Raw genomic sequence first — 12,627 nt, forward strand, 5'->3', positions numbered from 1 at the left:
ACCTTGCGGCGCCCCGGGGCGCCGCACGCATTTTGAAAGTACCTCATGCAAGAGCACGACTGCGGCGATCACTGCGATCATCACGACCACGAAGAGCATGACCACCACCACCATGGCCCGCTGGAGGAGTTGGTGACCGTCCGCGATTTGATCCGCTACGCCACCAGCCACTTCAATCGCGCCGGTCTCTTCTTCGGTCACGGCAGCGTAGATGCCTATGATGAGGCGGTGTACCTCGTGCTGCGCACGCTGCATCTACCCATCGATCGCCTGGAACCCTTTCTGGATGCATGCATCCCGACCGCGGAGCGTGCGGAGGTGTTGGATATTCTCCAGCGCCGGGTTGAGGAACGCATCCCTGCAGCCTATCTGACCCACGAAGCCTGGCTGGGCGACTTCCGATTCTATGTGGACGAACGCGTGATCGTGCCGCGCTCTTTCTGCTTCGAGCTCCTGCGTGAGGGCTTTTCACCCTGGCTTCAGGAAACAGAATCAGTCTCGCGTGTACTGGATTTATGCACGGGTAGCGGTTGCCTGGCCATCCTGATGGCCCATCATTTCCCCAATGCAGCAGTGGATGCCATTGATTTATCAAGCGATGCGCTCGACGTTGCACAGCAGAACGTAGTGGATTACGGCCTGCAGGATGTAGTGCGCTTGATCAAATCGGACGTTTTCGACGCCCTGGCTGACGAACGCTATGATCTGATCCTGAGCAACCCGCCTTATGTTACCGAAGAATCCATGCAGGCCTTGCCCGGAGAGTATCTGCACGAGCCGCGTATGGCGCTGGCCGCGGGCGAAGACGGCATGGACATCGTACGCCGCATCATTGCCGGTGCTCGCCGCCATCTGACGGATGAAGGTATCCTCGTAGTCGAGGTTGGTCACAATCGTGATTTGGTTGAGGCTGCTTTCCCGGCACTTGAGTTTGTCTGGCTGAGCAGTGCCAGCGAAGAAGAAAAGGTCTTCCTTCTGCGCGCTGATCAGCTTCCTGCCTGACTCTTGAGCCGGGAGCAAACCACGATCACCCCGGCCCCTTTACAGAGAAATAAGCGCTTCACCCCGGACTGCCCGAAAGTCGCCGCACTGGATCAGATGAATCAGGCAAACCGAATTGCTTCAAGCATTGCATTCTGCTGCCGCTAGTAATCGCAGCATTTCCGCAAACCGCAGCAACTGATCCGGTACCGGCACCTGTGTGCCGCCGGGAGGCACGATGGCGACAGATCGACCAATCCTCCTCGTAGAGGACAATCCAGACGATGAAGCGCTCACCCTGAGGGCCTTCAACAAAAACAAGATAAGCAATCAGGTTATCGTTGCCAGAGATGGTGTCGATGCCGTTGATTATCTCTTCGGCATGGGCCGACATGCCGGGCGAGACACCTCTGTCATGCCCGCAGTAGTCTTTCTGGATCTGAAGCTACCACGCATTGACGGGCTGGAGGTGTTGCGCCGTATCAGGGCGGACTCACGCGCCAACCTCCTGCCAGTCGTTGTGCTGACCACCTCCCGCGAAGCAGACGACATTCAGGAAGCCTATCGTCTTGGCGCCAACAGCTATATCCGCAAACCCGTCGATTTCGAACGCTTCCTGACCATCGTAGGCCAATTGGGCCTCTACTGGCTGGAATACAACGAGTTGGCCGAGTCTCGTGCCGATTGAGCCAGCCAAGCTGAGGCTAGACGCTCTTAGCCACGCATTTACAGACCTCTGGCGCCAGTCTTCTCAAGCGTATTCAGCAGAGGCTGAATTGCTGAGCCAACAGAGATCTGTGGCTCCGAGGCCTCTAAGCCCTCTTCTTTCTCCCGTCGTTCAACACTCTGGCGCGCTTGCTCAAAGGCCGCAGTGAAAGAGTGGCTCTGCCGCAATGCCTCGTCAAAATAGGCCTTGCCAAAAAAGGTCCAGTCAGCCGCATGACTGCAGCCATGTGAATTGCGATCAGCGCGTGATGCAGTCATGACCAGCGTATGTGCGTCCTGCAAGGGTTCAACGAAGCCGCCGGAATAGCAGGCCGAGACAACAATCACCCGGTTCTGGATTCCCGCCTCGTCAAGCGCTGCGCGCAGGCTTTGTGGCGTTAACTCTCCGAAGCGGAATGGCCACAGATCAAGCGAAAAATGATGGTCAGCCGCGCCATGTGAAGTCATGAAGAGGAACAAAACATCTTCCTCGCGATTCATCTTGCGACCGATATCACTCAGCGTCCGCTGCAGGGCGATTGTGCTGGCTACGGGCCGCTCCTGAACGGTCGCAGGATTGTTCAGTAACACCACACTTCGACCCTGCGTGTTGAAACGCTCTGCAAACAGGGCTTCGACGCTCTCAACCTCACGCCGGAAAACATCCTGTGCGCCATAACCACCAAGCGCCAGCAAATAGAGTTCAGGCACCCCGGCACGTCCGGGGCGAATGGCCGCCAGAGCCCGCTCCAGCAATGCGGGTTGAGCGTAGAGTACTCCCTCATCAGTAGTAGCCTCCCAGCGATTGGTGGCGTTGGCATTTTCCTGTCTGGAATAGTCTGGCACCCACAGACGAACCTGCCCCAGATTCAAGCTCAAGGCCACGACGTACATGAAGCTCACCCCGAGCACTGCCCCCATGCGCTGGTCGGCAGACAATTCCAGAGTGCGTACCAGTGCCACGATGCTGACCAATGCCATCCACACTAAGACGATTCCGTTTAGCGCCTCCAGATACTGTGCCGCGGGGGTACTCTGCAATAACGCGAAAGCGAGCAGCATAGGAGCTTGAATGACTAACCCGGAAGCAAGCAAGGCCAGAACAGCCGCCGAAATCCTGCCTTGCAGGGTGCTGCAGTTCGATACAGCCCAGGCACACAGCAATACGCAGAGCACGCTAAAGGACTGATAAGGCAGCGCATAGGCGTTCAAGCTCCCATCAAGTCCAACCATATAAAGGTCGTAAACCAGGCCTATCAACAAGCCCAGGGCCTGTAGCAGCACAATCTGCAGGATCGAGACGCGCAGACTGGCCACAGCCTTGCTATGAAAAAGAGCGAACAGGAGGCCCGCCTTAAGGTTCTGAGCCAGATCTTCCAGCGCGCGCAAACCGCGCTTTTCCGGCAATGACAGTGGCAAAGGAGGTGATGCGCTGGCCTTGAGGCCACTAGAGGACTCCACACTGCGCAACCAGGCTGAAAAATCTGCATCGTCCGCAAAGCTGCGCCGAGGCACAAAAAATGCGCGATAACCCTTCTGGTAGATCAGCGCTCCTCCGCTATTACACTCGATTCCCTGGAGCGCGGACCAAGGGATATGGCTATAGCCAAGCTGCGTGTCGATGACGACGCCCTCTTCCTCCAGCGCCAGACTAAAAGTCGCTGGCAAATCTGCCGCCAGCCGCTTCATCTTCAGACGCATCACCAGAAACTGCAGCCCACATATCAGCAGGGCGAAGATAGTCAAGACCTGGCCATTCACTCCGGCGAGCAATCCCTCTTCATCAAAGAGCCATCCCAGAAGCACCCCCAACGCGAGCCACACAGGCAGTAGAACCCAAGGGCGACTGCGTGTCGTTCGCTGCAGACGCACTGTACAGGCACCCACAAGCTGCATGCGTTCAGCGGAGTTGTTCTCTACCCTGATCCAGTCAGGGGAAGTCGTATCACTCATTGGCATCAGATCCGGTTATTCCGCATGCATGATGCGGGCTTTCGAGCTGCCCGGCAAGTCAAGCTCAACGCGGCCTTGATTCCCAGATCTTCTGTAGGCGCTTTACGCTGACCGGCATCGGCGTCTTCAGCTCTTGCGCATAGAGCCCCACGCGCAGCTCCTCCAGCAGCCAGCGGAATTCTTCCAGCTGCGGATCGATCAAGCCGCCACGTTGCGTGGCGATCCATTCGCGCTCCCACGGCCCGGCCAGCGATTTCCACTCAGCCATCAGCTGCACATCGCGCGCGGGGTTGTTGCGCATTTTTTCGATGCGCACGTCGATGGCCTTCAGGTAGCGCGGGAAGAGCGCGAGCTTCTCGAAGGGATAGGCGATCAGGAAGTTCTTGGGCAGCAGCTTGCCGATCTGCCCTTGCACGTCGGCCAACAAGTCAGGGAAGCCCTTGAGGTTGGCGAAGCGCTTCTGCAGCGAGGCGTGCTCCGTGAGCAGCGTTTGCACGAGGCGCATCAGTTCCTGCGCGACCAGGCTGACGCGGGTCTTGGCCTCCAGCACGCGCTGGTTGAAGTCGGTGGGATTCACCGGCAGTGGCGCCATCAGGCAAGTACGGATCAACGTGGCTTCGATGAGCTGGGCTTTCAGCTCGGCCTCAGTGCCGAAGGGTATGAATTGCAAGGACAGCGGGCGCAGGCCGGGCAAACGCTCGACCGCCTTGACCTGATCCTTAAGGTTCAGCGCAAAGAGGCGCACCAAGCCTTTGCGATGCACGCGGGCGGCTTCCTCTTCGGTATCGAAAGGCCGCAAGCTGACCGAATCGCCATCGTCATGCAGGGCCGGAAAGCCGATCAGGTTGCGCTTGCCGATCTTCACTTCCAGCAATTCCGGCAGCGGGCCGAAGCTCCAACTGGTGATGCCGGAGAAGGCCGTGTGCTGGCCGTCTTCGTCGAGCATTTCATTTGTAGGGTGCGCATTGCGCACCGCCGTTTGCCCCGGCGCATCCGCGTGCGCAGTGCGCACCCTACTTTCGTCATCTTGCGCAGGCTTGCCCTGCACATTCAGAGCAGCCAGCTGCGCCCCCATCGAACCCTCGATCTGCGCGGCGCGGAAGGCAGCGGCGGCCGTGTCCTTGAGCTTCAGCCGCAGCTCGGCGAGATCGCGCGACTGGTCGAGCACGCGGCCGTGCTGGTCGATCACGCGGAAATTCATGAAGCAGTGCGGGTTCAGGTTCTCAAAGCGGAAGCTGGCCATATCCAGCTTGTAACTCACCCGCTCCTCGACAAAGCGCTGCAGCGCGCGCACCAGCGGCTCGTCTGGCTTGTACTCACCCGCCTCGATGGCATCGAGAAAGGCGCGTGTGCTCTCGCCAATCGGCTGCAGGCGGTGGCGATGGCGCTGCGGCACTGTTTTCAACAGCGCGGTGACTTTCTCCTCCAGCATGCCCGGCACCAGCCATTCGCAGCGATTCGCCGGCACTTGATTGAGCATGGCGACCGGCACGGTCAGCGTGACGCCATCGTCATTGGCGCGCGGCTCGTGCACATATGTGAGCTTGAGGCGCTGACCCATCACTTCGAGCTCAGCCGGGAACTTGTCGCTGCTCGCGCCTGCGGCTTCGTGGCGCATCAGCTGCTCGCGTTCCAGATGCAAGCACTTCGGATTCGCCCGCTCGGCCTGCTTGCGCCAGGCTTCGAACATGCGCAGATCGGTCACTTCGGCCGGGATCTGCGCGTCGTAAAAGGATTCGATCAGCGCGTCATCGACCAGCAGATCGGGGCGGCGCATCTTCTGTTCCAGGCGCTCGATCTCGGCAATCAGGCGCCGGTTGTGCTGGAAGAAAGGCATATTGCGCGCCGCCGCTTCATCGATCTCGCCCGCCACCAGACCATCACGGATCAGCAGCTCACGGCATAGCGCCGGATCTTCCTTGTCAAACCCGCAAGGCCGGCGCGGATAGAGGGTGATGCCATGGAGCACGCCGCGCTCCCAGGCGCGCACGGCGCCCTTGGCTTTTTCCCAGTGCGGCTCGTAGACGCTCTTCCTCACCAGATGCGCGCCGACATCCTCCAGCCATTCAGGTTCGATTTTGGCGATGCAGCGCGCGAAGAGTTTGCTGGTGTCGATCAGCTCGGCCGCCATCAGCCACTTACCCACGCGTTTCGACATGAAGGAACCCGGATGCGGCCAGAACTTGATGCCGCGTGCGCCGTTGAAAGCCCCCACCCAAGGCCCGCTCGCATCCTCGATCTTCACCCCGATATGCCCGAGAAGCCCGGCCAGCAAGGATTTGTGGATGGCCTCGTAGGACGCGCCCTGCCCGCCTGGTTTGGCAGGCTTCTCCAGTGCAGGCTCAGCTTGCTGAATCTGACCTTTGAGCTTGTCGAAGGACTTACTGCGCAACGCAGGCGCAGCGGACTTGGCTTCGGGCTTGCTCTTGGCCGGCACAGTCGCCTCGGCGGCTTCGCCCTTTGGCGTCTTGTGAATCCAGCCATGCTCCGCGCACAACTCGTGCAGCTGGGTATGGATGTCCCGCCACTCACGCATGCGCAGCCAGGAGAGGAAGTTCGTCTTGCACCAGGCTTTCTGCTTGCTGGAGCCTTCGTGGCGCCAGACCTCGTCGGCGGCCTGCCACAGGTTCCAGTACCAGAGGAATTCGCTCTTCGGCTCGGCCTTATCATCCGGCGCAACACGGAAGCGCGCATGCGCCTGATCGGCCGTGCCGGGTTGCTCGGGCGGACGCTCACGCGGGTCCTGCACCGACAGCGCGGCGGCGATAACCAGCACCTCGCGCAAGGCGCCACGATCCCGCGCGGCGAGAATCATGCGACCGATTTTCGGGTCCAGCGGCATCTTGGCCAGCTCGCGGCCGATCGGCGTCAGCTCATTGTCATCATCCACCGCACCCAGCTCATTGAGCAGCTGGTAGCCATCGGCAATCATCTTGCCGCTGGGCTTGTCGATAAAGGGAAAGTCTTCCACCGCGCCGAGGCGTAGCGACTTCATGCGCAGGATCGCACCGGCCAGTGAGCAGCGCAGCACTTCCGGCTCAGTGTGCGCGAGGCGGCGATTGAAATCGTCCTCGCTGTACAGGCGGATGCAGATACCGTCCTGCACCCGGCCGCAACGCCCCGCGCGCTGCTTGGCGGCACTCTGCGCGATCTTCTCGATCTGTAGCAGCTCGACCTTGTTGCGGTGGGAATAACGGTTCAGCCGCGCCAGCCCCGCATCCACCACATAGCGAATGCCTGGTACGGTCAGCGAGGTTTCGGCCACATTGGTCGAGAGCACCACGCGACGTCCGTTCGAGCGCGAGAACACACGCGCCTGCTCGGCCGCGGACTGGCGCGCAAACAGTGGCAGGATTTCGGTGCTCGGCAGGTGATCCTTGCGTAGCGCCTCCGCGGCTTCGCGGATTTCACGCTCGCCCGGCAGAAAGACCAGCACGTCTCCCGGCCCCTCGCGCTGCAGCTCGCTCACAGCCTCGACAATCCCCTCGTACAGATCGCGATTCGGATTACGGTTTTTCGGCGCGGTCGTGCGCACACCGGCGCGCAGCAAGGGCTTGGAGGTAATCTCCTCTTCGTCCTCAATCGGGCGATAGCGCACTTCGATGGGATACAGACGCCCAGACACTTCCAGCACCGGCGCGAGCTTGTCGCCCTGCGCGAAGTGCTTGGCGAAGCGCTCGGCATCCAGCGTGGCAGAGGTGACGATCACTTTCAGGTCCGGCCGGCGCGGCAGAAGCTGGCGGATATAGCCGAGCAGGAAGTCGATGTTGAGGCTGCGCTCATGCGCCTCGTCGATGATCAGCGTGTCGTAATGCGACAACAGCGGATCACCCTGCGTCTCGGCGAGCAGGATGCCGTCAGTCATCAGCTTAATGTAGCTGTCGGCGCTGGTGTGGTCGGTAAAACGCACCTTGAAGCCAACGGTGCTGCCCAGCTCGCTCTGCAGCTCTTCGGCAATCCGCGCGGCTGTCGCGCGCGCAGCCAGACGACGCGGCTGCGTATGGCCGATCAGGCCGGCTTCACCGCGCCCGAGCTCAAGGCAGATCTTGGGAAGCTGGGTCGTCTTGCCGGAGCCGGTCTCGCCACAGATGATGACGACCTGATGCTCGCGGATCGCCTTGGCGATCTCGTCGCGACGCTGATTGACCGGTAGCTCAGCGGGAAAGCTTGGTTTGGGCAGTTTCTCGCGACGGATAGCGCGCGTTGCGATGGATCTCTCTACACGCTCACGCAAAGAGTCAGGAAGATCGGCAACCTTTGACGCACGAACTTTCAGCTCCCGCAGTTGGCGACGCAGGGCCGGCCGGTCACGGGTAAGAACGAGATTGAGCAGATCGGGCAATTCCGGGAAAGACATCAAGGCACGCCAGCAGGCCAAAGGGCTGCTATTTTAACCGCTGCACACTTATCGGCCGGACTACTTGTAGATGCTAGAGAAATGCCCGGCAGGATCCGGTCAAAACGGATCACCGCCGATCACGCAAGCAATACAGCGCGTGTTTCGCCTGGATACGCCAAGCAGAACGACCTATACCGCCAAGGCAGTACGCAACTGTTTGCAGTTCGCCCACGCAGGACGAAGCTGGATCTGATTAGCGGCGACGCTGAGGTGCCGGGCCACCAGGGCCACGACCTTCGATATGACGGAAGGTAATACGGCCCTTGGACAGATCATAGGGCGAAAGCTCCAGCGAAACCTTGTCACCCGCCAGAATGCGGATGTGGTGCTTGCGCATCTTGCCCGAGGTGTAAGCCACGAGTTGGTGTCCGTTTTCAAGCGTAACGCGATAGCGCGAATCCGGCAGCACTTCGTCGACCGCACCATTCATTTCGATGAGTTCTTCTTTTGCCAAAGGGAGTCTCCTGAAAATATCGGGAAAAAGAAAAAGCCCGGCACAGGCCGGGCTCTTCCGGTGGAGCCTTGCAGCGCACATGGCGCTACATCGGCCCCTGCTTATTCAGCGCGAATGTTCGAGGCTTGCTCGCCCTTCGGGCCGGTGATGATGTCGAAGCTCACGCGCTGGTTTTCCTGCAGCGACTTGAAGCCACCGCCTTGGATAGCGGAAAAGTGAGCAAACAGATCCTTGCCACCACCATCGGGGGTGATGAAGCCGAAACCCTTGGAATCATTGAACCACTTCACGGTACCAGTTGCCATCTCTTGAATCTCCTGAAAAAAATTAAAAATAAGGGGATGCCCCCAGAGCGCGGTTAAAAACCAGGTGCTCTGCGAAGCTCAAGACAGCGGGGGTCATGAAGGGAGGAACTACCGGAGAACCGGGGATTACGCCTGACAAAACTGAGCATTACTTGAAAATCGCGTGACTACTGTGCCTGTTTATTCCCGCTTTGGCAAATGTTTTCTTCACCCCTGCCCAATAGTTTGCAGTATCTGTCGCGCAGAGAGCGTTAGTGACAAGGCCATTCAGCCTTCGGACTAAGGCAGAGCATCCAGGGCTAATGCCGCACCTGCTACCAACGCCCGGCCGAGACTGCCAATCAATTCGGATTCGAGTTGCCACGTGTGCCAGTAAAGCGGAACCGCCACCGGCATCTGCGGGGTGACATTCACCAGAAGCCCATCCTTCAGTGCGGCGCGACATTGAGCCAGCGGTGACATACCGTAGCCATAACCAAGAATCGCAGCTTCCAGATAGGCCTCGTAAGCTGGCACAAAGTGATGCGGAAAGCGTGGCTCAGCCCAATCCAGACAGCGCGCCAAATGATCAGCTTGGAGAGCATCCCGGCGGTTAAATACCAGAGCGGGAGCACGCTGCGCAGCAGCAATCGTCAAGCCACGCGGGAAATAACGTTGCGCAAACTCGGGTGAAGCGACGCACACATAAGGCATCTGACCCAGCGGCACAACCAAAAATCCCTTTGTCGCTCTCCCCTCAGAACCAATAGAGCCCAGCACCTCACCATTACGTAAACGCGCCTGAGTCTGAGTCTGATCGTCTACCACAAATTCCAGAGTCAGCTCCGGATGGGCGTGCACCCAATCCTTCAGCGCTGGCAACACCCAAGTTCCAAGGCTGTCGCCATTGACGGCAATTCGCAATTGCCCCTGGGTTGCAGCCGCTTTCATCTCCGGCCACACCTCCATAGCCAACAAGCGGGTTTGTCTCGCAAAGCGCAGCAGCGGCTGAGCGGCCGGCGTAGGCCGCACCGGTCGGGTGCGAAACAACAATGGGGTTCCCACCTGAGACTCAAGTGCACGAATGCGCTGCGACACCGCTGACTGAGTAATTGCCAGCGTCGTTGCGGCCTTGTCGAAGCTGCCCTCGGTAGCAACAGCCTCCAGACACTCCAGCAGCGAGAAATCCAGGTTCATTAGAAATCCTTATGAAACATGATTATTATTCAAGATGCTAATACAAAACGCTATCTCACCTTTAGATTCCTGCTTGGCCGCCAAGAGGGACGGCTCTGGGAGAACACAAATGAACAGCTTCATGCAGGGATTCACAATCAGCGGCGGTTTGATCCTCGCCATCGGGGCCCAGAATGCGCATGTTCTCAGAATGGGCCTTACCCGCCAGCATGTAATGCCAACAGTGTTGATTTGCGCTATTTCAGACGCTTTGTTGATCGGTTTGGGAATAGCAGGCATGGGCGCATTGCTGGATAAATGGCCGCATGCTGTCCAACTGGCAACCTGGGCTGGCGCAGCATTTCTGGCTTGGTACGCGATGAATTCACTTCGTGCAGCCTTTTCACGCCGTCACATGAATGTGGCCTCAAAAGGGGAGCCGATCACTCTGCTGCGCGCGGTCATGTTGATACTTGCTTTCACTTATCTCAATCCCCATGCCTGGCTGGACACGGTGGTGCTGATCGGCTCAATCGGGGCACATCTGGCCGGTGGCGAGCGCTGGATATTCTGGCTCGGCTGCATCACTGCGTCGGCTACCTGGTTCACCTTGCTGGGCTTCGGCGCAGCCCGCCTGACGCCATTGTTTGCCAAACCAACCTCCTGGCGCATACTCGACGCCGTCGTCGGAGTGGGTATGGGGGCCCTGGCCTTCAGCTTAGTGCATTGAAATCACGGGTGGGACGCGAAGTTTGGAAAGGTATCCAAACCGATGCGCTAACTGGGCACAAAAAGCGTGCAGGTGGGTATGTGGCTCAACATAAGGATCGGGCTGCCAGAGCGGGCGCTCGTTCATCACTTGCTCGTGCGCGAGGGGCGGTAATCCCCAGGCTGCATTTGCCATCACTCTTTGTCGACAACGTGTACCTTGCGGGACAGGTTGTTGCCCCCACAGGGCATACATCACCTCTTCGACGGAATTCCGGAGCCCAGGGACAGAATTCCCCCACGAGGCAGAAAAGGTCCGTTCTACACTGCGATGTAGAATGCGCGACCCTTGCGAGCCCACATCATGAACACCAAGACCTACGACATCCGCCCTGGCCAGTCCGTTGAACTACTCAAAGCGCTGCACATCCTCACACGTGACGGCAAGATGAATCAGGACAGCCGGCGCAAACTCAAACAGGTCTATCACCTCTTCCAGTTCATCGAACCCCTCCTGCAGGACGCTCTCAATCACGGTCACGATCTGACCTTGGTAGATCACGGAGCCGGCAAGAGCTACCTAGGGTTCATCCTGTTCGATCTGTTCTTCAAGGAACACGCGCCTCAAGGCCGGATCTGGGGTATCGAAACGCGCGATGAGCTGGTCACAAGCTCGCGCGAGCTGGCTAAACACCTGGGTTTCGGTGGTATGGAGTTTCTGAATCTGTCTGTTGCGGACTCGATCAACTCCGCTGCCCTGCCTGCGCGAATCGATGTAGTGACTGCCCTACATGCCTGCAACACCGCCACGGACGACGCAATCCGCTTTGCGCTGGCACGTGGCGCCCGCCACATTGTGCTGGTTCCATGCTGCCAGGCCGAGGTCGCTGCCACGCTGCGCAAGAACAAGGGGCAGATGCTGGGGAAATCCGCACTCACCGAACTGTGGCGCCACCCGATCCACACCCGCGAATTCGGTAGCCAACTCACCAATGTGTTGCGTTGCCTGCAACTCGAAGCGCACGGCTATCAGCTAAACGTGACCGAACTCGTAGGCTGGGAACACTCAATGAAAAACGAACTGATCATCGCCAGCCATACCGGCCACGGCAAACGTGCGTCAGCAACCCGATTGGGCGAAATTCTGGCGACGACCGGACTGGAAGAGTTACGCGAACGCTTCTTCGTACCGGACGCCACACACTGAACGATTAATCCACGATGCGGTTCAGATAGTCCAGGTCGAGTGGTTTCTGGCAGTCTGCCTCGTCCGCGCACAAGCCTGCTTCCTTCATGCGGGAGGCCATCGCCGCGAGGCGCTTATCCTGGTCAGCCACATGGTCAAGCAAGGCGTGCAGAGCCTTGGAGACTGGATCATCCATATTGCGTGTCACGCCGTAGGCGGAAAAATCGGGTTTATCGCCACGTTCATCTTTCGGCTCCAGAACATGGGCCGGATTTCCCACGGCCGTCGCCCCCGCCGGTATCGGCTTAACCACCACTGCGTTCGAGCCGATCTTGGCTCCCGCGCCAACCGTAAAGCCCCCCAGCACCTTGGCTCCAGCCCCTACTACCACGCCAGCCTCCAGTGTTGGATGACGCTTCACACCCCGATACAAGGAGGTACCCCCCAGCGTCACACCTTGGTAGATGGTGCAGTCATCACCTACTTCAGCGGTTTCCCCTATCACAACACCAAAACCATGATCGATGAACACGCGTCTGCCCAAGCTTGCTCCAGGATGGATCTCGATCCCTGTCAGCACGCGTGCGATATGCGACACACAGCGCGCCAACAGAAAGAGCTTTAGCTGCCAGAAGCGATGCGCCAGTCGATGCAGGAAGAGCGCATGCACGCCCGGGTAGCACAGCATGACCTCCAACCCGCTGCGGGCGGCAGGATCGCGCTGGAGAACACTGGCAATATCTTCTCGGAGATGAGCAAACATGGGCAGTCAGGAAAACAC

At 59.1% G+C, this 12,627-nt stretch carries 11 protein-coding genes; 4 read left to right on the top strand and 7 right to left on the bottom strand.

Annotation, left to right across the window (positions count from 1 at the left end; translation table 11 throughout):
* Positions 1-45 precede the first annotated feature (45 nt).
* Positions 46-1,002: a 50S ribosomal protein L3 N(5)-glutamine methyltransferase gene (prmB, locus tag Q3Y64_RS04040; RefSeq protein WP_101943763.1), complete on the top strand. Its 957-nt coding sequence runs from the start codon at positions 46-48 to the stop codon at positions 1,000-1,002.
* Between the two features lie 58 nt (positions 1,003-1,060).
* Here the strand turns inward: prmB and Q3Y64_RS04045 are convergent, their stop codons facing one another.
* Positions 1,061-1,375 (bottom strand): hypothetical protein, encoded by a 315-nt coding sequence (locus Q3Y64_RS04045; RefSeq protein ID WP_303560378.1) that lies wholly within the window; start codon positions 1,373-1,375, stop codon positions 1,061-1,063.
* On the opposite strand from Q3Y64_RS04045, the gene Q3Y64_RS04050 reads away from it, so the two are divergent.
* Positions 1,280-1,669, top strand: a complete 390-nt coding sequence (locus Q3Y64_RS04050) for a response regulator (RefSeq protein WP_254048280.1) — start codon at positions 1,280-1,282, stop codon at positions 1,667-1,669. The genes Q3Y64_RS04045 and Q3Y64_RS04050 overlap by 96 nt on opposite strands.
* A gap of 38 nt (positions 1,670-1,707) precedes the next feature.
* On the opposite strand, the gene Q3Y64_RS04055 is transcribed toward Q3Y64_RS04050, so the two are convergent.
* From Q3Y64_RS04055 to Q3Y64_RS04075, 5 genes are all read right to left on the bottom strand, one after another.
* On the bottom strand, positions 1,708-3,639 hold the full coding sequence (locus Q3Y64_RS04055; protein WP_303560202.1) for a C13 family peptidase: 1,932 nt from the start codon (positions 3,637-3,639) through the stop codon (positions 1,708-1,710).
* Between the two features lie 64 nt (positions 3,640-3,703).
* The gene (gene hrpA / locus Q3Y64_RS04060; protein WP_303560203.1) at positions 3,704-7,996 is read right to left on the bottom strand and encodes an ATP-dependent RNA helicase HrpA; all 4,293 of its coding nucleotides are present in this window, start codon (positions 7,994-7,996) and stop codon (positions 3,704-3,706) included.
* Between the two features lie 235 nt (positions 7,997-8,231).
* Positions 8,232-8,492, bottom strand: a complete 261-nt coding sequence (gene infA / locus Q3Y64_RS04065; RefSeq protein WP_101943769.1) for a translation initiation factor IF-1 — start codon at positions 8,490-8,492, stop codon at positions 8,232-8,234.
* A gap of 101 nt (positions 8,493-8,593) precedes the next feature.
* Entirely contained in the window at positions 8,594-8,797 is a 204-nt protein-coding gene (locus Q3Y64_RS04070) for a cold-shock protein (protein WP_101943770.1), read from the bottom strand.
* Between the two features lie 279 nt (positions 8,798-9,076).
* Entirely contained in the window at positions 9,077-9,973 is an 897-nt protein-coding gene (locus Q3Y64_RS04075; RefSeq protein WP_303560204.1) for a LysR family transcriptional regulator ArgP, read from the bottom strand.
* A 109-nt stretch (positions 9,974-10,082) separates the two neighbouring features.
* Between Q3Y64_RS04075 and Q3Y64_RS04080 the strand changes: the two genes are divergently transcribed.
* Together Q3Y64_RS04080 and Q3Y64_RS04085 are read left to right on the top strand one after the other, a co-directional pair.
* Positions 10,083-10,682: a LysE/ArgO family amino acid transporter gene (locus Q3Y64_RS04080; protein WP_303560205.1), complete on the top strand. Its 600-nt coding sequence runs from the start codon at positions 10,083-10,085 to the stop codon at positions 10,680-10,682.
* A 342-nt stretch (positions 10,683-11,024) separates the two neighbouring features.
* On the top strand, positions 11,025-11,867 hold the full coding sequence (locus Q3Y64_RS04085) for an SAM-dependent methyltransferase (RefSeq protein ID WP_303560206.1): 843 nt from the start codon (positions 11,025-11,027) through the stop codon (positions 11,865-11,867).
* A gap of 4 nt (positions 11,868-11,871) precedes the next feature.
* Here the strand turns inward: Q3Y64_RS04085 and cysE are convergent, their stop codons facing one another.
* The gene (gene cysE, locus Q3Y64_RS04090) at positions 11,872-12,609 is read right to left on the bottom strand and encodes a serine O-acetyltransferase (protein WP_101943777.1); all 738 of its coding nucleotides are present in this window, start codon (positions 12,607-12,609) and stop codon (positions 11,872-11,874) included.
* Positions 12,610-12,627: the final 18 nt, after the last annotated feature.

Origin of the sequence: Uliginosibacterium sp. 31-12 (assembly GCF_030548425.1) — a bacterium.
GTDB classification, from domain to species: Bacteria; Pseudomonadota; Gammaproteobacteria; order Burkholderiales; family Rhodocyclaceae; genus Uliginosibacterium; species Uliginosibacterium aquaticum.